The 23,333-nt window shown below is 40.0% G+C and carries 22 protein-coding genes and 1 pseudogene; 11 read left to right on the top strand and 12 right to left on the bottom strand.

Going from position 1 to position 23,333, the window contains the following annotated elements:
- Position 1: 1 nt before the first annotated feature.
- From ispC to rimO, 6 genes are all read right to left on the bottom strand, one after another.
- Positions 2-1,198 (bottom strand): 1-deoxy-D-xylulose-5-phosphate reductoisomerase, encoded by a 1,197-nt coding sequence (gene ispC, locus FTU38_RS10085; protein ID WP_180111080.1) that lies wholly within the window; start codon positions 1,196-1,198, stop codon positions 2-4.
- On the bottom strand, positions 1,199-2,023 hold the full coding sequence (locus tag FTU38_RS10080; protein ID WP_078193533.1) for a CDP-archaeol synthase: 825 nt from the start codon (positions 2,021-2,023) through the stop codon (positions 1,199-1,201). It lies immediately after the preceding gene.
- Entirely contained in the window at positions 2,024-2,779 is a 756-nt protein-coding gene (uppS, locus tag FTU38_RS10075) for a polyprenyl diphosphate synthase (RefSeq protein ID WP_180041113.1), read from the bottom strand.
- 6 nt (positions 2,780-2,785) lie between these two features.
- Positions 2,786-3,340 (bottom strand): ribosome recycling factor, encoded by a 555-nt coding sequence (gene frr / locus FTU38_RS10070; protein WP_078188724.1) that lies wholly within the window; start codon positions 3,338-3,340, stop codon positions 2,786-2,788.
- A gap of 79 nt (positions 3,341-3,419) precedes the next feature.
- Positions 3,420-4,148, bottom strand: a complete 729-nt coding sequence (pyrH, locus tag FTU38_RS10065) for a UMP kinase (protein WP_078193535.1) — start codon at positions 4,146-4,148, stop codon at positions 3,420-3,422.
- A gap of 45 nt (positions 4,149-4,193) precedes the next feature.
- Positions 4,194-5,537, bottom strand: coding sequence for a 30S ribosomal protein S12 methylthiotransferase RimO (gene rimO, locus FTU38_RS10060; RefSeq protein ID WP_180007767.1), 1,344 nt, complete (start codon positions 5,535-5,537; stop codon positions 4,194-4,196).
- 352 nt (positions 5,538-5,889) lie between these two features.
- Between rimO and glnL the strand changes: the two genes are divergently transcribed.
- Positions 5,890-6,996 (top strand): nitrogen regulation protein NR(II), encoded by a 1,107-nt coding sequence (gene glnL / locus FTU38_RS10055; RefSeq protein WP_078188727.1) that lies wholly within the window; start codon positions 5,890-5,892, stop codon positions 6,994-6,996.
- Positions 6,986-8,461, top strand: coding sequence for a nitrogen regulation protein NR(I) (gene glnG, locus FTU38_RS10050; protein WP_168377613.1), 1,476 nt, complete (start codon positions 6,986-6,988; stop codon positions 8,459-8,461). The genes glnL and glnG overlap by 11 nt, the downstream gene beginning before the upstream one ends.
- 72 nt (positions 8,462-8,533) lie before the next feature.
- On the opposite strand, the gene FTU38_RS10045 is transcribed toward glnG, so the two are convergent.
- The 3 genes from FTU38_RS10045 to mnmG all read right to left on the bottom strand — a co-directional run bounded on the left by FTU38_RS10045 (position 8,534) and on the right by mnmG (position 12,404).
- Positions 8,534-8,860, bottom strand: a complete 327-nt coding sequence (locus FTU38_RS10045; RefSeq protein WP_078193710.1) for a hypothetical protein — start codon at positions 8,858-8,860, stop codon at positions 8,534-8,536.
- 114 nt (positions 8,861-8,974) lie between these two features.
- Positions 8,975-10,180: a 3-(3-hydroxy-phenyl)propionate transporter MhpT gene (gene mhpT / locus FTU38_RS10040; protein WP_180109131.1), complete on the bottom strand. Its 1,206-nt coding sequence runs from the start codon at positions 10,178-10,180 to the stop codon at positions 8,975-8,977.
- 343 nt (positions 10,181-10,523) lie between these two features.
- Entirely contained in the window at positions 10,524-12,404 is a 1,881-nt protein-coding gene (mnmG, locus tag FTU38_RS10035; protein WP_180003879.1) for a tRNA uridine-5-carboxymethylaminomethyl(34) synthesis enzyme MnmG, read from the bottom strand.
- A 253-nt stretch (positions 12,405-12,657) separates the two neighbouring features.
- Between mnmG and FTU38_RS10030 the strand changes: the two genes are divergently transcribed.
- The 8 genes from FTU38_RS10030 (at position 12,658) to purD (ending at position 20,677) form a co-directional block, all read left to right on the top strand.
- Positions 12,658-13,008 (top strand): hypothetical protein, encoded by a 351-nt coding sequence (locus FTU38_RS10030; RefSeq protein WP_078188731.1) that lies wholly within the window; start codon positions 12,658-12,660, stop codon positions 13,006-13,008.
- Positions 13,009-13,156: 148 nt separating this feature from the next.
- Complete coding sequence (locus tag FTU38_RS10025; protein ID WP_180111079.1) at positions 13,157-14,035, top strand: bile acid:sodium symporter family protein; 879 nt, start codon at positions 13,157-13,159, stop codon at positions 14,033-14,035.
- Positions 14,036-14,109: 74 nt separating this feature from the next.
- Entirely contained in the window at positions 14,110-14,997 is an 888-nt protein-coding gene (locus FTU38_RS10020) for a bile acid:sodium symporter family protein (protein WP_180111078.1), read from the top strand.
- A 126-nt stretch (positions 14,998-15,123) separates the two neighbouring features.
- Positions 15,124-16,026, top strand: a complete 903-nt coding sequence (gene prmA, locus FTU38_RS10015; RefSeq protein WP_180088450.1) for a 50S ribosomal protein L11 methyltransferase — start codon at positions 15,124-15,126, stop codon at positions 16,024-16,026.
- 18 nt (positions 16,027-16,044) lie between these two features.
- On the top strand, positions 16,045-16,929 hold the full coding sequence (locus tag FTU38_RS10010) for a DUF3426 domain-containing protein (RefSeq protein WP_180088452.1): 885 nt from the start codon (positions 16,045-16,047) through the stop codon (positions 16,927-16,929).
- A 392-nt stretch (positions 16,930-17,321) separates the two neighbouring features.
- A complete protein-coding gene (gene fis, locus FTU38_RS10005) occupies positions 17,322-17,591 on the top strand; it encodes a DNA-binding transcriptional regulator Fis (protein WP_001086304.1) in 270 nt (89 codons plus the stop codon).
- A 95-nt stretch (positions 17,592-17,686) separates the two neighbouring features.
- On the top strand, positions 17,687-19,261 hold the full coding sequence (purH, locus tag FTU38_RS10000; RefSeq protein WP_078189205.1) for a bifunctional phosphoribosylaminoimidazolecarboxamide formyltransferase/IMP cyclohydrolase: 1,575 nt from the start codon (positions 17,687-17,689) through the stop codon (positions 19,259-19,261).
- A gap of 132 nt (positions 19,262-19,393) precedes the next feature.
- A complete protein-coding gene (gene purD / locus FTU38_RS09995; RefSeq protein WP_180111077.1) occupies positions 19,394-20,677 on the top strand; it encodes a phosphoribosylamine--glycine ligase in 1,284 nt (427 codons plus the stop codon).
- A gap of 46 nt (positions 20,678-20,723) precedes the next feature.
- Here the strand turns inward: purD and FTU38_RS09990 are convergent, their stop codons facing one another.
- Positions 20,724-21,674: a DUF4062 domain-containing protein gene (locus tag FTU38_RS09990; RefSeq protein ID WP_180111076.1), complete on the bottom strand. Its 951-nt coding sequence runs from the start codon at positions 21,672-21,674 to the stop codon at positions 20,724-20,726.
- A gap of 91 nt (positions 21,675-21,765) precedes the next feature.
- Here FTU38_RS09990 and FTU38_RS09985 point away from each other — a divergent pair, with 91 nt between their 5' ends.
- Positions 21,766-22,320, top strand: a complete 555-nt coding sequence (locus FTU38_RS09985; RefSeq protein ID WP_180111075.1) for a GNAT family N-acetyltransferase — start codon at positions 21,766-21,768, stop codon at positions 22,318-22,320.
- A gap of 247 nt (positions 22,321-22,567) precedes the next feature.
- Here FTU38_RS09985 and FTU38_RS09980 read toward each other — a convergent pair whose 3' ends face one another.
- Complete coding sequence (locus FTU38_RS09980) at positions 22,568-22,888, bottom strand: pyrimidine/purine nucleoside phosphorylase (RefSeq protein ID WP_180111074.1); 321 nt, start codon at positions 22,886-22,888, stop codon at positions 22,568-22,570.
- Between the two features lie 337 nt (positions 22,889-23,225).
- Positions 23,226-23,333: pseudogene (locus FTU38_RS09975) on the bottom strand (IS5/IS1182 family transposase); the annotation flags it as partial.

The following is a 23,333-nucleotide window of genomic DNA, read 5'->3' as shown; positions in this document are numbered from 1 at the left end:
CTTAACTTCCTGAATTCAATACTGCTTTTTCAGCAACCATACGTGCCGATTTATCTGCATGCAAAATAACATCAATATTATTTGCAGCTGAGTTTTCAACTTGCCCCAACACATGTTCCACAATTTGAGGGATTTGAGTAAAGCCAATTTTCTCATGCAAAAATGCTGCCACGGCGATTTCATTGGCTGCATTTAAAATCGTAGGAGCTAAGCCCCCAGCCTTCATGGCTTGACGTGCTAATTTTAGTGCTGGGAATCGCTGTATATCAGGCTGTTCAAAGTTTAACTGTGTATGAACAAATAAATCTAATGGAGGCACATGTGTTTGAATACGCTTTGGCCACGCTAATGCATGAGCAATAGGCGTACACATATCAGGATTACCCATTTGCGCCAAAGTCGAACCATCTACATATTGAACCATTGAATGAATGATACTCTGTGGATGGACAACAACTGTTACAAATTGTTCTTCAACTGCAAAAAGATGACAGGCTTCGATCAATTCCAAGCCTTTATTCATCAGCGTTGCAGAATCAACAGAAATTTTTTGCCCCATCGACCAGTTTGGATGCTTACAGGCTTGAGCAGGCGTTACACTTTGTAATTGTTCTAAACTATGATGTAAAAATGGACCACCAGATGCGGTGAGTAAAATCTGTTTGACACCCAATTTTGGCTGACCATGACGCTCACCTTGTAGATAAGTTTCAGGCAAGCACTGGAAGATTGCATTATGTTCAGAATCGACCGGCAGTAACAAAGCATTATTTTCACGTGCGGTCTGAATCATGATGTCACCCGACATCACCAGCGCTTCTTTATTTGCAAGTAAGACACGTTTACCCGCTTTCGCAGCAGCCAATGTCGGTAGCAACCCTGCTGCACCCACAATAGCGGCCATGACCACATTAACTTGTGGATGTTCTGCTACTGCGATTAATCCGGCTTCATCATGCAAGATTTCAATATCAGTTAATTTTTCAGCTACGAGTAATTGGCGCAGTTCATCCACTTTATTGAATGGAACAACTGCGATTTTCGGTCGATATTGTTTGCATATTTCGACAAGTTCTACAATTCGGCTATGTGCAGTGACTGCAAAAACTGAATACTCTTCGGGGTGCTGTTGCAGAATCTTTAAAGTACTTTGACCAATGGATCCTGTTACACCCAATATACAAACAGATTGTGACATCTATAAATCTACGCCAATTAATTTTAAAACATACATACCTGCTGCAAAGATAGGTGCTGCAGCAAGCAACGAGTCAATACGATCCAGCACACCACCATGTCCGGGAAGAATACGACCAGAATCTTTGATCCCTGCACGACGCTTGATCATCGATTCAAATAAATCACCAAGTACTGAACTAAATACTGTTATTACTGAAAGTATTAAAAATAAAATATGTTCAGCGATGCTTAAATCAAGATAAATAATTTCAACAACAATAACAATTAGCATTGCAGTGAATAGACCGCCATATAAACCTTCGATCGATTTATTTGGGCTCACATCTGGTGCAAGTTTTTTCTTACCAAATTTACGTCCCACGAAGTATGCACCACTGTCTGCACCCCATACCAACAGGAACAGATACATGAGCCACCACGGTGAGTTCATCCACACAGAAAAAATAGCAGTTACCGCAGCAGGAACTAAGACTAAACCAATACCACTCAGACTCGGGTTATACCAGTTATCGTAATCAGGATAAGACTTCACCCAATAGACACTTAAGATCCAAGTAAAGATCGAAGCCGCCCAAAGCAGTAATGCAACATCTGTAAAATGCAATGCTAGTGCTGAAAGAATAGCAGTGACTAGACCATAGCCCCAAGCGAAAGGTTTAATCACATTTTGTGTATTACGCGGCATGAGTTTGAACCACTCATAACCCGCGACAGCTGATGCAATAATCATCAGCACAAGCATTGGGTATTTAGACTCGGTTGCAAACATGCAACTCAGTACAACTGAAACCAGTACCAATGCGGTTATTATCCGCTCTAACATTTATTTATTCTCAAACTGCTCTTGTTGAATCTGCTCTGAGGTCTTACCAAAACGACGTTCACGACCACCAAATACTGCTAGTGCGTCGTCAAATTCTTCAATGGTAAATTCAGGCCATAATGTCTGGGTAAAATAAAGTTCTGCATACGCAGCTTGCCAAAGCAAGAAGTTCGAGAGACGGAAATCACCACCTGTACGAATTAACAAATCTACCGGAGGTAGATCACTTAAACTGACATATTGACCAAAGACTTCAGCATCCACTGCTTCAAGATTTATTTTGTTAGTTAAAACATCTGCTGCGATTTTTTTTGCAGCCTGTGTCATATCCCACATACCACCGTAACTAATTGCAATAGTTAAAGTCATGCTATCGAAATTAGCAGTCCTTTGTTCAGCTTGCAACATTAAGTCACGTAAGTTAGGAGATAAGCGAGAACGATCACCAATAAAACGTAGGGAAATGTTAAATTTTTCCATGCGTGGCAACTGTTCATGAATGGTTTCTTCAAGAAGAGCCATCAACAAATCAACCTCAAACTGAGGACGATTCCAATTTTCACTCGAAAAAGCAAAAACCGTCAGTGCTTGGATATTTCTTTTACGACAATGTTCAACGATGGGATCTAGGATGTCCTTTCCAGAACGATGCCCTTCACCTTTTTGCATTTGATTCTTTTTGGCAAAACGATTGTTGCCATCCATAATGATGGCAACATGTTTTGGAAGACGGGAAGTTTCTTCAGATGAGGTCATTAAAACTTAGACCTTCATCAATTCAGCTTCTTTTGCAGCCAGACGTTTTTCAACTTCAGCAACGAATTTGTCTGTGATTTTTTGAATGTCATCACCCGCGCGACGCTCATCATCTTCAGAAATTTCTTTTTCTTTTAACAATGCTTTGATATCACCCAAAACATCACGACGGATGTTACGGATCGCAACTTTTGCATTTTCAGCTTCGTTACGTGCAACTTTCTGCATGTCTTTACGTGTTTCTTCTGTTAATGCAGCCATAGGAACACGAATAGCATCAGCAGTAATCGGGTTTAAGCCCAAGTCAGATTCACGAATTGCTTTATCAATTGCAGCAACCATTGAACGTTCAAAAGGCTGAACAAGTAGAGTACGAGAGTCTTCTACACCCACGTTCGCTACTTGGTTTAATGGCACATCAGAGCCATAGTAAGGAACCATAACACCATTTAAAATTGATGGGTGCGCGCGGCCTGTACGAACTTTGGCAAAACCATGCTCTAGAGAATCTAGAGATTTGTTCATACGGTCTTCTGCGTCTTTTTTAAGATCGTTAATCATGTGATCTTCCTTACTTAATTCGAAAAGATGTAAATTCTAAAATAGCTTGTAGTATAAAGAGCTTTAGGGCCCACGTACATTAGTTCGTAACGTGAGTACCCTCTTTTTCACCCATTACCACTGAAAGTAATGAACCTGATTTGTTCATATCAAATACTTGAAGTGGAACGTTGTGGTCACGGCATAAGCAGATCGCAGTTAAATCCATCACACCCAGTTTTTCATCTAAAACTTGGTCAAATGTTAATGCATCGTATTTCACTGCATCTTCATATTTGCTTGGATCTTTGTTGTATACGCCATCAACCTTAGTCGCTTTAAGGATAAGATTGGCTTCAATCTCAATACCGCGTAAGCATGCTGCTGTATCTGTCGTAAAGAATGGGTTACCCGTACCTGCAACAAATACACAAACTTCGCCACGAGTTAAATGACGAATTGCATCACGGCTAGAATATGATTCAACTACAGCACCAATAGGTAAAGCTGACATTAGACGAGTTTTGATATTACGACGCACCAAAGCATCACGAAGTGCCAAACCGTTCATTACAGTGGCCAACATACCCATTTGATCACCTGTTACACGGCCAACCAAACCATCTTTTTGTAATTGGCTACCACGGTAAAGGTTACCACCGCCGACAACGATCCCCACTTGAACACCTAAACCAACAAGGTGCGCAATTGCGAGTGACATTTGATCGAGCACTTGTGCATCGATACCCATCTCTTTATTGCCCGCTAAAGCTTCACCTGAAAGCTTAAGCAGGATGCGACCAAAACGTGGTTTTTTAGAATCAAGCATCATCAACTCCGAATTATTTAATTTCAATTATTTTTAATGAATCGTTTAAGCAGACTTAACCGAGATCAGTTTTGCAAATAAGTCATATTCATCTGCATCTGTGATTTCTACTTCAAGTAAATCACCTGCTTTAATCACTGACTTATCGATATCTTCAACAAAAACATTACCGTCAATTTCAGGTGCATCTGCATAAGAACGCGCAACAGCAACTGGGAACTCTTCCTCAAGATCATCCACAAGTACTGTCATTTTTTGACCGATACGACTTTGCAATTTCGCAGCAGAGATTTCTTGCTGAACTTGCATGAAACGTTCATAACGCTCTTGTTTGATTTCTTCAGGCACATGATCTGGCAAATCATTTGCAGTCGCACCTTCAACTGGTGAGTAAGTAAAACAACCCACACGATCAAGCTGCGCTTCTTTTAACCAATCAAGCAACATTTGGAAGTCTTCTTCAGTTTCACCCGGGAAGCCCACAACAAATGTAGAACGAATCACAAGATCAGGACATTTCTCACGCCAAACTTTTAAACGCTCCAGTGTATTTTCACTGTGCGCAGGACGCTTCATGAGTTTTAGAATCTTAGGACTTGCGTGTTGGAATGGAATATCCAAATACGGCAAAATTTTGCCTTGTGCCATTAAGTCAATCACAGCGTCTACATGTGGATATGGATATACATAGTGCAGACGCACCCAGATACCCAATTGACCCAATGCTTCACACATGTCATAGAATTTGGTTTTAACGGGCTGACCGTTCCAGAAGTCCAATTTGTATTTGGTGTCTACGCCATAAGCCGATGTATCTTGAGAAATCACAAGGACTTCTTTTACGCCTGCTTTTTTCAGCGCTTGAGCTTCAGTCAATACTGAACCTACTGGACGAGAAACCAAATCACCACGCATGCTCGGAATAATGCAGAATGTGCAACGATGGTTACAACCTTCTGAAATCTTCAAATAAGCATAATGTTTTGGTGTTAATCGAATACCTTGTTCAGGTACTAGATCAATAAACGGATTGTGTTTCGGTGGCTCAGACACGTATTCGTGCACAGCTTCCATCACTTCTTGATATGCCGCAGCACCTGTCACTTTTAAGACATTTGGGTGCATTTGGCGAATTTTGTCTTCGTCTTTACCTAAACAACCAGTCACAATTACGCGACCGTTTGAACTCATCGCTTCACCAATGGCATCTAGCGACTCTTGTACTGCAGATTCAATAAAACCACAGGTATTTACAACTACTAAATCGGCACCATCATAATCTGATGCTACATCATAACCTTCAGTCTTTAACTGAGTTAAAATTCGTTCGGAATCTACCAATGCCTTAGGACAACCTAAAGAAACAAAACCGACTTTGGGGGATTTCATGAATCTGCGCTCCACTATAATCCGCGTATTGTATGTCTTTTCAAAACATAAAAACAGGTGAAAAGGTCACTCTTTATATCACGCACCAAAATAAAGCTATAAATTCATCCATATAATTTCATTTGCACCATTTTAATGCATTTTAGATTTACAGCCTGTTTTTAATCAGCTATACACTTTATTTAAAGTCTTAAATAAGCGCATTTATTCAAATAAGCATCAAAACTTAGCGTATTTCTGAAATAGTTGGCTTATATCTTGCATAACTTGCATCAATTCGAACCTTATTAGATTGAACGATTTGCTTTATGAAGATGCCATTGCGCCATTTTAAGACAGGAACCTCTCGCTAATGGATCAGACTATGACGATTGATTACCGGCTTTTAGTGGATAATTTAACCACTGCCATTTTATTGGTCGATAGCAACCTGAATATTTTTTATTTAAATTCATCTTGTGAAGCGCTTTTTGACATCAGCTTACTTCGTGCATCAGGTCAGCCTGTATTAAATTTACTTCATATGCCCGATGATGAATTCAATACGCATGATGCATTAATGAATACATTAACTTCTGGTCAACACTATACGCGCCGAGAAGCAACGATTAATGTCAACTTTAAAGACATTCATGTCGATTACACCGTGTCACAGCTCAACTCAGGTAAACCCTACCACCCTTTGCTATTGATTGAGCTCAATCAAATCGACCGGATGTTAAAAATCTCTAAAGAAGAAAACCTGATTCAACAGCATCAAGTCGCACGACAACTGATTCGTGGTGTTGCCCATGAAATTAAAAATCCACTCGGTGGTATCCGTGGGGCGACACAACTTTTAGCGCGTAGCTTAAATGATCCGAAGTACAGCGAATTCACCGACATTATTATTAGTGAAGTAGACCGATTACGTAATCTTGCTGACACTATGCTTGGTTCAAGACAATTACCAAGTTACGAACCAGTCAATGTCCATGAACCCCTTGAACGTGTTCGTTCACTGATCGTCAACCAAACCAAAAAGAAAATTAAGATCACTCGTGATTACGACCTTTCTTTACCGGATGTTCTGGCAGATCGTGATCAATTGATTCAGGTCATGCTGAATATCAGTGTTAATGCTGTTCAGGCGATGACTGAAAATAAAGAGTTCTTTGTTGAGCATCAACCAGAACTCACCTTGCGCACACGTATTCAACGGCTAGTCACCATCAACGGTGTATTAAAACGTTCTGCGGTACGCATTGACATCGAGGACAATGGACCAGGTGTCCCACAAGAAATATTAGAATCCGTATTTTACCCTTTAGTGACAGGACGAGCGAAAGGCACAGGTCTCGGCCTGAGCATTGCACAAAATATTATGCATCAACATAACGGAATGATTGAATGCCAATCAGTTCCTGGAAAAACAGTATTTAGCCTATATTTACCTTGGGAGTCAGATCATGTCGCGTAATAAGATTTGGGTCATCGATGATGATCGCGCCATGCGTTGGGTGCTGGAAAAAACATTCAAAGAAGAAGGTTTTGATGTTACCAGTTTTGAAGAAGCACAATCCGCTTTAGATCAGTTAAGTGTCGATGCGCCAGATGTTATTTTGACAGACATCCGTATGCCGGGTATTGATGGACTGACCTTTTTAGGTAAAGTCAAAGGCAACTACCCTGACTTACCTGTGATCATCATGACCGCTCATTCAGATTTAGAATCTGCTGTGTCGAGCTATCAAACGGGTGCATTTGAATATCTACCAAAACCTTTTGATATTGATGAAGCCTTAGCGCTTGTAAACCGTGCAATTTTGCATATTGCCAAATTACAACAACAAGAATCTGCTAAAACTGTTCAACCGATTCAATCTACTGAGATTATTGGTGAATCACCTGCTATGCAGGAAGTCTTCCGTGCCATTGGTCGTCTTTCTCAATCACACATTACCGTATTAATTAATGGTGAATCAGGCACGGGTAAAGAATTAGTTGCGCATGCATTGCATAAGCATTCACCACGTGGCAACAAGCCTTTTATTGCCCTCAACATGGCGGCAATTCCAAAAGATTTGATCGAAACTGAATTATTTGGTCATGAAAAAGGCGCGTTCACCGGTGCCAACACACAGCGTCAAGGGCGTTTCGAACAAGCCAATGGCGGGACTCTTTTCCTTGATGAAATTGGCGACATGCCATTTGAAACTCAAACACGTTTACTGCGTGTTTTAGCGGATGGCGAATTCTACCGCGTTGGTGGTCACATCCCAGTCAAGGTGGATGTCCGTATCGTTGCGGCAACACACCAAGACTTAGAAAAGTTAGTACATGAAGGTCGCTTCCGTGAAGACTTGTACCACCGTCTAAACGTCATTCGTATTCATATTCCAAAACTTGCACATCGTAGTGAAGATATTCCGATGCTTGCACAGCACTTCCTAGCAAGTGCAGGCAAAGAACTTGGGGTAAGCCCGAAAATTCTGCGTCCTGAAACGCAAGAATACATGCAAAAACTGCCGTGGCAAGGTAATGTGCGTCAGCTTGAAAATACCTGTCGCTGGCTCACCGTGATGATTACAGGACGTGAAGTTTATCCAGAAGATTTACCGTCTGAATTAAAACAGATTCCAATTCAAGGCACAGATGGCAACCCTGCTGCTCAAGGGATTGATCGTATTGGTGTGCATCATTGGGATGAATTACTTGGTCAATGGGCTGTGCAAAAACTTAAAAATGGTGAGATGAAAATTCTCGACATTGCCACACCAATGTTTGAACGCACCCTCATCAATGCAGCACTACAGCAAACACGTGGGCGTAAGCGCCATGCAGCAGAACTTTTAGGTTGGGGTCGTAATACCTTAACCCGTAAACTTAAAGAACTCGGTATGGACAGTGCCGAAGATGATGTCGAAGAAGAATTAGAAAGTTAATTTTCTGGTTTACATTAAAAAAAGCCAGCCACTTGACTGGCTTTTTTTATTTTAAGATTTTTTAGCAATGTTTTATGCCGTAAAGCCGACATAGCGTGAATAACCTTCCACACCTAAATCAGACTTATAAATCAGAAACTCAGGGAAACTTGAGGCGGTAATTTCAGTAAACATATGATACTGATCATCATTGGCATGCAAGTCATCGACTGTATGCTGCATGGTTTGCTCAAATTCATCTGTAATAAACTCAAAACCAATATCCATTGCAATAAACAGCACATGCTCACATGGCTGCACATACTGCTCTTCTGACCAATCAATCACTTGCTGCTGGCAATGTGGACACTGAATGTTATCTGAAGGAGAAATATCAAGTTCGATCAATTGATAAGACATAGAAGTAAATTTATTCATAAATATTAGATTTATTCTAACAAAACTTAGTTTCAGCTAAAGATATTTATTCAATAAAAAAGGAGCCGTAGCTCCTTTAAATATGACTGATTTCGATTATTTCTTGAGGGATGACTTATAGGCTGACAATGCAGCCACCGCGATAGCCGACAAAGCAATACCCGGCGCACTTGCAATTAAAATACCTGTCGTTCCTAGACCTAGCGCCAAAATCTTACCTGTGAGTAATGGACCTGTCATTGCTCCCAAACGCCCCCATGAAATCGCACTCCCCACACCTGTTACTTTCCCAGCTGGTGTATAGAAAATTGGAGAGATCCCATACAAAATAGATTGACCACCTGTAGAGAAAATCCCGCCCATGATGCCTGCTGCGATGAGTACAGGAATGGAATTTGTTGTAAACAGCACAAATAATGCTACAAACAAACCTGAATAGATAATCACTGCCATTTGCCATAATTTTAGGCGATCAAGCAAGTAGCCTAAACCGAGCGTACCAATTACTGCGCCCACTTGGAACATCAACATGATCATAAAAGCTTGTTGCTTTTCCAACCCTTGTTCCATAAGCAAGTTAGGCAACCAACTGATCAGAATATAGTTCACCATTAAGGTAAAGAAGAAACTCAACCAAAGCGGCAAGGTATATTTATAACGCTGTTCAGCAAAAAGGATTTGCCCCATCGGTGGAACCGCTTCTTTGCTTTCTGCCTGAACTTTTTCAGTACGCTTATCTTTTAAGATAATCGCCATGAATGGAATTAGAATTAAAGGCGTTAAACCACCAATTAAAAACAGTGTATGCCAAGAGATATCTTTAAAAATAATACCCAAGCCAGCAACAAAGATTGCACCTACAGGTAAGCCGCAGTACATCAAACTATTTAAGCGTCCACGGTTAGCATCCGTCGCTTCATCACCCACCACCGAGATCATCGTTGGCATCGCAGCGCCCAAACCTAAACCTGTAAAGAATCGTGCGATATATAAAATTTCAATACTTGGTGCAACTGCCGTGATAGACATAAATACACCGAAGATAAAAATCGACAACATTAGGACTTTCTTCTGCCCCAAATAGTCAGCGACACGCCCCCCAAAGAACGCGCCAAATAACATACCAAATACACCCAAGCTAAACACATAGCCCATTTGCACCTGATCTAAGGAAAATGTCGCTGCGATTCCTTTTGCTGCGATACCGGGTGCTTGTAGGTCAAAACCTTCAAAAAATGCCACCCAGAAACACAAAAATACTGTTAGAATTTTTTGCATTTTTCCCGATTGTTGATTTGCCATAATCGAACTCCATTCATGTAGCGTAAACCCACTTGTACGCCATGCCCTGAAGTTTCGGCTTTATTGGGTAGAATAAATACCACTACAAAGGTCGGAATTCACACGACCAAAAGCCCACCATTAAGACCTAAAACTTTGTATATCAATAGTTTTTAGATCTCATTTTTTGTATTTATAATTAATTATCAATCACTTAGGTTTATGAAAGATTTTAATAATCAAACCATAGCTAAAACTAATGATGATCAAAATATTCATTTAATCCGATCAAATAGCAACAGCCAATAATTTATTGGCAATAAAAAACCCGCAACTGAGCGGGTTTTTTATTTAACTCAAAATCTTATGCAGATTTTTTCGCTTGGTTATTCTTACGAATCGTAATCATCACCAATTGAACAGCCGCAGGTGTTACACCTGGAATACGACTTGCTTGTGCCAATGTTTCAGGCAATACATTTTTCAGCTTCATGGTGATTTCACGTGAAAGACCAGAAACTACATCGTAATCAAAATCAGCAGGAATACGTGTATCTTCCAAACGTTTCATTTGCGCAACGTCTTCTTGCTGACGGTTAATATAACCCGCATATTTCACTGCAATTTCAATTTGCTCTCCAACAAATGCTGAAACTTCTGAACCAGTCAATTCAGCAATTTGCGCAAAGTTGATATTTGGACGTTTGAGCAAATCGATCGCATTGGTTTCTTTAGACAGGTCATCACCAGTCATTTCAACGAATTTTTTGCCTAGTGGATTGTTTGGCGCTGCCCAAAGGTGTTGTAAACGACCTTTTTCAGTTTCAACTGCTTCCATTTTTTGGCAGAACGAATCCCAACGCGCATCATCCACAAGACCCATTTCACGGCCAATTGCTGTTAAACGCTGATCTGCATTATCTTCACGCAACATCAATCGGTATTCCGCACGTGACGTGAACATACGGTATGGTTCTTTAGTACCGAGAGTAATCAAGTCATCAACCAACACGCCCATGTACGCTTCATCACGTTTTGGTGTCCATTGCTCTTGATCCCATGCACGACGTGCTGCGTTTAAGCCTGCAAGCAAACCTTGCGCACCCGCTTCTTCATAACCCGTTGTACCGTTAATTTGACCTGCAAAATACAGGTTATTAATCGATTTGGTTTCTAAAGAGAATTTCAATGATTGTGGATTGAAATAATCGTACTCAATCGCATAACCTGGACGCAAAATGTGCGCATTTTCCATACCACGAATCGAGCGAACCAATTCAAATTGAACGTCGAATGGTAAAGAAGTCGAAATACCGTTTGGATAAAGCTCATGTGTGTCCAAACCTTCGGGTTCCAAGAACACTTGATGCGAATCTTTATCGGCAAATTTATGAATTTTATCTTCAATCGATGGGCAGTAACGTGGCCCCACACCTTCAATCACACCGGTATACATTGGTGAACGGTCTAAGCCGCCACGAATGATATCGTGAGTTTTTTCATTGGTATGTGTGATATAGCAATTGATTTGCTCAGGATGCATCGATGCATCACCCATGAACGACATAGTCGGAGATGGGAAATCACCCGGCTGTGGCGTCATCACAGAGAAATCAACTGATCGTGCATCGATACGTGGCGGTGTACCTGTTTTTAAACGACCTACAGGTAAGTTCAATTCACGAAGGCGCGCAGCCAATGAAATTGAAGGAGGATCGCCCGCACGACCGCCTGACGCATTATTTAGACCTACGTGGATTACACCACCCAAGAATGTACCTGTAGTCAATACAACAGTTTTCGCATCAAAGCGAATACCCATCTGAGTAACCACACCTTTTACAGTATCGCCCTCAACGATTAAGTCGTCAGCTGCTTGTTGGAAAATATCCAAGTTCGCTTGATTTTCTAAGGTTTCACGAATCGCAGCTTTATAACGAATACGGTCAGCCTGTGCGCGAGTCGCACGAACAGCCGCACCTTTACGTGAGTTTAAAATACGGAATTGAATACCACCTTTGTCGGCAGCCAATGCCATTGCACCGCCAAGCGCATCAATTTCACGTACTAAATGTGATTTACCAATACCACCAATGGCTGGATTACAGCTCATCTGCCCTAAAGTCTCAATATTATGAGTTAAGAGTAAAGTCTGTCGACCCATACGTGCCGCAGCAAGAGCTGCCTCAGTACCCGCGTGACCGCCGCCGATAACAATGACATCGTAAACTTTAGGATAATGCATAGTGGTAAAGGAGATTAAAAAAGGATGACGGAAGATTATAGCAAAAATTCACCGATAAGTTGACTGATTAACTCGATTTTATTGTTATTGACTACTGTTTTATGCCTATATATTTCTTTATGAACATACATACTTTGCATATTCCACATAAAAATATACATTTCTCAAGCAAATGTTACTCGAAGATTGTTGTTTTATTCTGATGATTTTTTATTCTGTTATAGATCCCATGAGAATCATAAGGACCATAAGCATGAATAAGAATATTTTGCTATCCACGGTTTTATGCGGTTTATGTTTATCACCACTTGCTGCCTCAGCCAATGATAAAGTTGAGAAAGTGTATGATGCACAGCGATATCAACAAGTCTGTAAAGGTAAAAGCCAAGGCGCTCAAGTTTCATTTGCCTATCGCGGTATTATCTGGAATGGTACTTGCGAACCACAATTTTTTAGCTCGTCCAAAAATGCAAATCTTCATGGCGAAGAAGCCGAATTATTAAGCACATGTAGTGCAGATGCAAAAGCCACTACTGCAACGATTAATGGACAAGAAATTAAAGGAAAATGTGCTTTAGGGTTCACTCCCCCTCGTCCTAAATAAACAGTTGTCAATGAAAATATCGACCAATTAACAGATCAAAAATAAAGCGGGTAAAACATCAGTTTTTACTCGCTTTTATTTATTGCTTATTTATTAAACTGAGATAAACTCAAAAAATACTATAAGGATAAAAATATCAGGAAATTCCATGGATTCGGGATTATTTGCATTTTTTCTGCCCATTGCTTTAGCCATCATGATGATGGGTTTGGGGCTTGAACTATCAGTCAAAGACTTTTTACGCGTTGGACGCTATCCAAAAGTTATTTTCATCGCTTTATTTACTCAGCTTATTCTACTGACCAGTATTGCTTTTTTCCTGTGTAAGTTGCTTGAGTTACCCCCTTTACTCGCGGTCGGGCTCATGTTGCTTGCGGCTTCACCCGGCGGCCCCACTGCTAACCTTTTTAGCTACCTATATAAAGGTGACGTTGCATTAAACATTAGCTTAACGGCCATTAACTCAGTTGTATCGTGCTTTACGCTGCCTTTTATCGTCAATCTATCCATTTTGCATTTTGTTGGTGAAAGTACCAGCATTGGTATGCCTATCGATAAGATCACCCATGTATTTCTGATTATTTTGATACCGGTATGTTTCGGTATGTTTATTCGTAACTCCTTTCCGACCATTGCATATCACATCAACAAGCCGATGCGATTGTTGTCTATTTTCTTATTAATTCTTATCTTTACACTCGCAGTTTTGCGTGAACAATCCAACATCATTACGTATTTTGCCAGCGTCGGCATTGCGACCTGTTTACTCTGTTTCAGTGGCTTATTTTTGGGTTACCTAATTCCGTTCCTCGCAGGTGTGCCGGAAAAGCAGGCGCGTGCGTGTACCTTTGAGATTGGCATTCATAACACCAGTATCGCCCTAACCATCGCACTGAGTGTGCTTGAAAACACCACAGTGGCGATACCTGCCGGTGTTTATTCTATTTTTATGTATTTATTGGCGACCTTATTTGGTTTTATTTTGACGCGCCGTGGCAGTCATCTGATCCAACAAGTGAAAACCTAAACTATTTTTCAAACGTAATCACCATAAGGACTTTGGTGAAAAACTATTAAATATGCTCAAGGAGAATAAATAATATGGATTCTGAAATTATTACGGTTCTTTTGCCATTAGCACTGGCCTTTATTATGATCGGGCTTGGGCTAGAACTTACCCCCAAAGATTTCGCACGTGTCACCAAGCACCCTAAAGCCGTGTTGATCGCATTATTTTGCCAGCTCGTGTTGCTTGTCGGTATCGCCTTTCTACTATGTAAACTGCTAGCATTACCACCACTGCTTGCTGTCGGCTTGATGCTACTTGCAGCCTCACCTGGTGGTAGTACAGCGAACTTATTTAGCTATCTATTTAAAGGTGACTTGGCTTTAAATATTACCCTGACCGCCATCAACTCAGTCATTGCAGCATTAACCCTTCCATTGATCGTGAATTTTTCGATCATGCACTTCATGCAAGAAGGGCAACAAATCAGTCTGCAGTTTGGAAAAATCCTCCAAGTTTTCGGCATCATTATCATCCCCGTCTGTATAGGCATGCTGCTTCGTCACTATGCACCTAAACTGACTGAGAAACTGCATAAACCACTCCGCATCTTTGCTGTGGTCTTTCTCATCTTAATTATTATCGGTGCTATTTACTCTGAACGACATAATATTGCGGCTTATCTAACCCAAGTTGGCTTAGCTACGGTTCTATTCTGTATTTTCAGCTTATGTATCGGTTATTTTGTTCCAAGACTGTTCGGCATCAATAGTGCTCAGGCACGTGCTTGTGCATTTGAAATCGGTATTCATAACAGTACGTTAGCCATGACCATCGCCTTAACGGTGATGGCAAGCTCTGCTGTAGCAATGCCTGCGGCGGTATATTCAATCTTTATGTACATCTTTGCCGCTGTATTTGGCTTCCTAATTACGCGTTTTGCACCAATCTCGACAACTACAACCGAAACAATTAAAAGTTAAGTCATTGAAAAATTAAAAGGATGCTACGTGCATCCTTTTATTTTTTGTCAATTTTGATAATCGCTAGCTGCAAGTTGCCGAGTTCCGTTACAATAGCTTTTTATAAAACTCATTTAGGTTATGTCCGTGAAGTGGTTACAAATTCATATTACTGTTGAAAAAGCTCAAGTTGATTACACTGAAACGCTGCTCAGTTCTTTAGGTGCAGTCAGTGTCACGCTAGATGATGCAGAAAATCAGGATTTACTTGAACCACTTCCAGGTGAAACACCACTTTGGAATAAAGTGATCGTTACTGGTATCTATGCACAAGAAGATGATGAAGAAATTGATGTTGCTGCATTAGAAACATTTATTAAAGCTCAACTTCCTGAAGCACCAATGCGTAGCGAATTCATTGAAGACCAAGAATGGGAACGCACATGGATGGATGCTTACGAGCCTATTCAAATTGGTGAAAAATACTGGATCGTCCCTGAATGGATGGAAGCGCCAGTAGCAGACGCCGTAAACATCAAACTAGACCCAGGTCTTGCTTTTGGTACTGGTAACCATGCATCAACATTCTTATGCCTACAATGGTTAGGTAAAGTTGACCTTAAAGATAAAATCGTAATCGACTACGGTTGTGGTTCTGGTATTTTAGGTGTTGCAGCTTTACTTTTGGGTGCCAAAAAAGTTTATGCCACTGATATTGACCCACAAGCGGTTTTAGCAACACAACAAAATGCCGAATTGAATGGTGTATTGGAAAATCTGTATGTAGGCCTACCTGAAGAGTTCAACCAAGAGCTCGCTGGACAAAAAGCCGATGTGTTTGTTGCCAATATTCTTGCAGGCCCTCTAATGGCCTTGGCTGCAGAATTCTCAACTTTAATTAAATCTGAGGGAGAGTTCGCACTTGCAGGTGTAATTGAAGAGCAAGTTTCTGATGTTTCTAGTGTTTATTCTGATTTTTTTGATATATTAGACGTAGAAAAACGTGACGAAACATGGTGCCGAATTTCGGGTAAACGCCAACAGTATTAAAATTTAAAATGTGTACTTATGAGCGACAAATTAACTAACTGCCCTACTTGTTTTACAACATATAAAGTAACTGTTCCGCAGCTTACTGTCGCTCAGGGCATGGTTTGTTGCCCAAAGTGCTCTACATCTTTTAATGCTCTGTCTCATTTGGTGGTAGATATAGCGTTGTCTTTTTCTACCCCTGAGCAAGAAAATGCGCCGCAAAAAAACACCAATACTATTATTAATGTCAGCGAATTTAATAATACGCTTACGCCAGTGACTGTTGAAGAAACACCAACCCACCATTTATTAAAACTATTTGATCAAAAAGTCGAAAACTCTAATATCGATCTAAAAACTTATTTAAATAACTTAAATTATTTCAGCACCGAACCGATCGGCAACCTTCCTGCTGTAAATTGGGCAGAACAGGCTGAAAAGGATAAAAAACGTACACCACTCAACTATTTTATGTGGTTCTGTATTAATGCCTTCTTATTTGGTGCACTTATATTCCAGTTTTTCTGGTTCAATCCACAATATTTAAAAAACAGCCCAGTAATGGGTGCAGCATTTACTGCGGTCTGTGATGTATTCAATTGTTCACGTCTTGAGGAGCACTACAGTTTAATTAGCACCAAAAAAGTTAAAATTCGTAGCATTGGAAATAATGAAACACGTTTTACTGGTGAAATGATCAATTTTCATGACCGTAGCCTTGCCTTACCCAATATGAAAATTTCACTAAAAGAAAATGGTGCTGAAATAGCAAACTATACGCTTTTACCTGAAGAGTATTTGGATAAAAGTCTGCATGGTATCCAACGGATCCCAAAAAGTAGTCCTTTTAAATTCCAATTTAGCTTGCCTATTGCACGCAAAAGCTTCGATAATTATTCAATTGAGTTGATTCGCCCCTAATATTGGAAAAAACTATTAAAAAACTAAAAAAAACATAAAAAAAATGCAGTTTTCTTGCTCACTTTTTCCTAGACAATGGTATGATACGCGCCACGAAAGCTTTGTGCTGCAAACTCCTCGCTAATTTTTCACAACAAATACAATCCCAACCGTGCGCTTTAATATTTATTGCGTATTGAGTAGATTTTTTGTTTGTTTTTTAGGCTGTAACAATTATTAATCTATTGTTACGCTTATTTTTCGAACAATTTTGCGAGTTGTGTCAAGCTACAAGTAATGTACAAGTTTTAGAACTCCGCATTAGGAACTAAAACGGAGTTCATTCAAGTTTATAGACCACTTTTAACAAATCACTTTACCCAAGTGATATTTGATTTTTCGGATTAATTCGCATGAATAGCAAATCTCCTATTTTTACTGCACAATCTGATGTCGCTCTTCGTATTCACGTAGATCGCGCAGTTCGCCATTACTTTGCACAATTGCAAGGCGAGCAACCATCTCAGGTATACGATATGGTGCTGGCGGAAATGGAGAAGCCTCTTCTATCTGTAGTTCTTGAATATACACGTGGTAATCAAACCCGTGCTGCTGAGATTCTCGGCTTAAACCGTGGTACTTTACGTAAAAAGTTGAAAGCTCACGGTTTAATGAGTGAATAAATGATAAAATGCTTGCGGCTTCCGCAGGCATTTTTTTTAACCTGCATTTTGCTAATTTTGTTTTAATCTGTTCCTTGAAAACTGTGACGAAGATCATGACTATTAAACGCGCTTTAATCTCTGTGTCTGACAAGACTGGAATTGTTGAATTTGCACAAGAACTTGCTGCTCTAGGGGTAGAAATTTTATCTACTGGCGGAACATACAAATTGTTGAAAGACAATAATGTTGCCGTAGTTGAAGTTTCAGAGCACACAGGTTTCCCAGAGATGATGGACGGCCGTGTAAAAACGCTACATCCGAAAATTCATGGTGGTATCTTAGCTCGTCGCGGTCTAGACGAAGCTGTGATGGCTGAACACAACATCGATGCAATCGATCTTGTAGTTGTTAACCTTTATCCGTTTGCTGCAACTGTTGCAAAACCAAACTGCTCACTTGCTGATGCGATTGAAAACATCGACATCGGTGGTCCGACTATGGTTCGTGCTGCTGCGAAAAACCATGCATCGGTTGGTATCGTGGTAAATGCTGCTGACTATGCAACTGTCGTTGCTGAGCTTAAAGCTGAAGGTTCACTTTCACATGCAACTCGTTTTGACCTTGCGGTTAAAGCATTTGAACATACTGCTCAATACGACGGTATGATCGCTTCTTACTTAGGCGCTCGCGTAGGTAAAGATGAAGGTCAAGCTGACAAATTTGCACGTACATTCAACACGCAATTAAATAAAGTTCAAGATCTTCGTTATGGTGAAAACCCGCATCAATCTGCTGCTTTCTATGTAGAAGACACAGCAACTGAAGCATCTGTTTCTACTGCGAAACAGCTTCAAGGTAAAGAACTCTCTTATAACAATATCGCAGACACTGACGCTGCACTTGAATGTGTGAAATCATTCGCTAAACCTGCTTGTGTAATCGTTAAGCACGCAAACCCATGTGGCGTTGCAGTTTCACTTGACGGCATTCAAGCTGCTTATGACCTTGCATACGCAACTGACCCTGAATCTGCATTCGGTGGCATCATTGCATTCAACCGTGAATTAGACGTTGCAACTGCACAAGCCATTGTTGACCGTCAATTCGTTGAAGTTATCATTGCTCCTAGCGTTGCTGAAGGCGTGCTTGAAGTGACTGGTGCGAAGAAAAACGTACGCGTACTGGTATGTGGCGAACTTCCTGCAATCACTGAACGTAAAGCTCAGTTAGATTACAAACGTGTGAATGGCGGTTTGTTGGTTCAAGACCAAGACTTAGGCATGATCACGAAAGATGACCTTAAAGTTGTGACTAAACGTGCGCCAACTGAAGCAGAAATTGATGACTTGATCTTTGCTTGGAAAGTTGCGAAATACGTTAAATCTAACGCGATTGTTTATGCGAAAGGCCGTCAAACCATTGGTGTGGGCGCAGGTCAAATGAGCCGCGTTAACTCTGCTCGTATTGCTGCGATCAAAGCTGAACATGCTGGTTTAGTCGTTGAAGGCGCTGTAATGGCATCTGACGCATTCTTCCCATTCCGTGATGGCATTGATAACGCTGCAAAAGCGGGCATCAAATGCATTATCCAACCGGGTGGTTCTATGCGTGATGAAGAAACAATTGCTGCAGCTGATGAAGCGGGTATTGCAATGGTCTTCACTGGCATGCGTCATTTCCGTCACTAAGTTGGCAACGTGATCATGACAATTAAGCACAGTTTTTTGCTTAATACACTAGATTTATAATCTTGCATAAAGTCCTCTCCTGCTTTCAGGTTGAGGACTTTATGTCATTTTCGATTCATGGAGTATGAACCGATGAATATTTTAGTTTTGGGTAATGGCGGTCGTGAACATGCATTAGCATGGAAAATCGCACAAGATGACAAAGTCGCAAAAGTATTTGTAGCACCGGGTAATGCGGGTTCTGCAACTGAAAATAAATGCGAAAATGTTGCGCTTAACATTTTAGACAATGCAGCGATTATCGACTTTGCAAAAAACAATGCAGTTGATTTAATCGTGGTTGGTCCTGAAGCACCGCTTGTAAATGGCGTTGTGGATGCTTGCCGTGAAGCAGGTGTAAAAATTTGGGGTCCAACTCAATTTGCTGCACAGCTTGAAGGCTCTAAAGCATTTGCAAAGCACTTCTTAAAACGCCACAACATTCCAACTGCTTTCTATGATGTATTTACAGAAGTAGATGCGGCTAAAGCATTTGTTGAAAAAAATGGTGCGCCAATTGTAATCAAGGCTGATGGTCTTGCTGCAGGTAAAGGCGTAATCGTTGCAATGACCAATCAAGAAGCATTTGATGCGATTGATGACATGCTTGCAGGCAACAAATTTGGTGATGCTGGCTCACGTGTAGTAATCGAAGAATTTCTTGCAGGTGAAGAAGCTTCTTTCATTTGTATGATTGATGGCGACAACATTTTGCCAATGGCAACGTCTCAAGATCACAAGCGTATCTTTGAAGGCGACCAAGGCCCAAACACTGGCGGTATGGGTGCTTACTCTCCTGCTCCTGTTGTGACTGCTGACGTATTTGAAAAAACCATGAATGAAGTGATGCGTCCTACCGTTGAAGGTATGAAAAAAGACGGTCATGTTTATACAGGTTTCTTATACGCAGGTTTAATGATTGATGAACAAGGTCAGCCTAAAGTGATCGAGTTTAACTGTCGTTTTGGTGACCCTGAAACTCAACCAATCATGATGCGTTTAAAATCATCTTTAGTTGATTTAGTTGAAGCGGGTATTGCGGGTAATTTACCTGCGAAAGCGGAATGGGATGAGCGTAAAACTGTAGGTATCGTTCTTGCGTCACGTGGCTACCCTGAAACTTCTAGCAATGGTGATGTGATTTCTGGTTTAGACACTGAAATGGCTGATGCGAAAGTATTCCATGCTGGTACTAAAGCACTTGAAAATGGTGAAATTGTAACTGCTGGCGGTCGTGTACTTTGTGTGACTGCGCTTGGTAACACCATTGGTGAAGCACAAGCGAAAGCTTTAGAGCTTTGCCAAAAAGTGACTTTTGATGGCGTTCAATACCGTAAAGATATTGGTTACCGTGCAATTGCGCGTGAAAATGCTTAATTTGATTTAAGTATTTAAAACCCCGCTGAATGCGGGGTTTTTTAATTTATAATTTATTTTTTACGATATATGCAAGTAATTCTTTCCCCTTATCAGTAATTATCACTTTACTCGCCGTACTTGTATTAGTTAATTTCTGCTGTTCCATTAAATTATGGATTATTAATTTTGGTGCTAAATCATAAAAAATAAACATATCAAAATCAGTCGAATTCATAGAGTTTTTTGCGCCAACTACAATTTTTTCTTGAAAGTGTTTCATTGCTTCTAATATTGTTATCTCATCGGGTAATTGATTTTCATCAGTTTGCAAACGCTTAAGGCTAATCTTCGATTCAGAGAATAATCCTATCAGTTCTGTCATTTCTTCTTCTGACGTATTGTTACTCGTTTTCTTCCGTTTTAATACAATATTTTCTTGTTGCAACGCTCTATTTTCTTTTTGTAATTCTAAAATTTGATCTAAATATTCCTGAGGATTCTGTACAGAATCGGCTCTAATCCAACCAACAACCTGATTCTCTTTTTCTAATTGTCCAATACTTTCATGTACTGCTAATTTAATATCTTTATGATCTTCAAAAAAGGAACACATATATAATGTGACCTTACATTTAAAGTCTTTCAACTTAGCTGGATTCTCAAGTTCTAAAATACTTGATCCATCTACTTTAACTTTTGCTTGAAGTGCCACATCCTTCATGACTACAGCAAACAAAGGTTTGTTTTGTTGCAAAGCATAATTATATTCTAATTCAGTATAGCTTAACCCCGATTCAGGCTCGATAGAACCATATCGACCACCTAAAATCAGCATGTAAATATCTGACTCGTCAATCCATTTTTTTATGATGTCCCACTGACTCTTATTTGAAGCAGTAAATAACTCCATACCAGCTGGAATATGACCAGCTTTTAAAATCGCTTCTACAGCCGCTTGTCTTTCATCGATTAAATCTAAGTATGTAGATGATATGAAAACTTGATATTTTTTCATTAATTTTTTTTAACAAAGTAATTTAACAACCATTGTAATATAGTTACATAAGTTTACAAACAAAGATTTTTAAATCAGATTTACTTTATCCATGACAAATATCCAAACCCCTCGCCTGATCCTCCGCCAATGGCAACACTCCGACACTGCCCCATTTATCCAAATGTGCGCAGACGAAGACGTCATGCGCTATTTCCCCAAAAAGCTGAGTGCTTCTGAAGCCACTGCGTTTATGCAGCGCCTACGTGATGCAATAGAAACACGTGGTTGGGGTTTATATGCCGTCGAGCTTAAAGCCACAGGCGAATTTATTGGCTTTATCGGCTTACACGTACACCCACCTGAGTTTGAAATAGCCGATGCACCTGAAATCGGCTGGCGACTACTACCGCAATATTGGCATCAAGGTTATGCCACCGATGGAGCAAAAGCTGTACTCAAACATGCTTTTAGAAACTTAAGACTAGATAAAGTTATTTCCTTCACTGCAAGTTTGAACACACCATCAGAACGTGTCATGCAACGCATAGGTATGCATAAAGTACGCGAGTTTAATCATCCGCTTGTACCAGCAGAACACCCATTAAACCGTCATGTGCTGTATGAAATACAGCGTAGTGATTATTTGCACATCCCCTTTTGCTAATTCAATATTTATTCACGGCAAAACTAAAGTACATTAACTCTGCCAAACAGTGGCTATAGATGATGTTAAAAAGCTTAATTTTAGTCACCGCAGGATTTCGTATAAGACAGCAAAATCATTCATGTAATCATATAAAAAACCCCGCTAAATGCGGGGGTTTAAACTCTAAACAGATCAATTACTATGGCTTTGGAAGTAAAAATCATAAGTCACAATGCTAAAGCAACTCCAAACTGTTTAAGCATGCTCAATCAAAATGGCATACATAATCAATGACATCAGTACATTGCACTTTAAAAATAGAATCTTGTGGAACAATAAAGCTTTCGCCTGACGTATATTGAACAAACTCGCCCTGCTCGCCAATTTGCACAACACACTGCCTCGATGTGATTTCAACACGTTCTTTCACATGCGCCTCAAACGTCATGGGTTGCTCTGATGGCAAAAATACACCGATGGTTTTTTGACTACCATCTTCCATTTTTAAAACATGGCTCACTGATCTACCGCCATAATGAACCGTAGGCTTTTTTACAAATGAGACGAAATCAAACTGATTTGACATAGCGTGCCTCACATAGCAATTTATTATGATCAATTATTAAGCAGTTTATATTAAACAATATAGCGGATTCAATCTTCCTCAGATTTAGATCTAAGATTTTGAAAAACCATGAATTAGAGTTGAACTTCAAATATATCAATAAAGATTTCAATGCAGATTAGATTGAAGCACTTCGTTATTTTCACATATGAATGTTACAAATTTTGTGTATGACAGGACTTATTTCATTTTTATCATTTTTTCAGCAATACATTTTAAAATTTGTTATATAGACCTAAACTTATACAAATGACGTACTTAAATAGTTTAATTATAAATAATAGATTTCTTTCATAAGTCATTTTTCACTCAGCTCTAAGTTATAAATTCCAGCAATTAGATTGAATCTCAATGCTAGTCTTTTGCCTCGATTGCGATATCGCTCAGCAAGAATTTTGAAGGTTTT

The sequence above is a fragment of the Acinetobacter sp. YH12098 genome, assembly GCF_013419235.1.
Taxonomy (GTDB): Bacteria; Pseudomonadota; Gammaproteobacteria; order Pseudomonadales; family Moraxellaceae; genus Acinetobacter; species Acinetobacter amyesii.
Note: the sequence above shows the minus strand (reverse complement) of the source record. Positions and strands in the feature narration are given on the sequence as shown.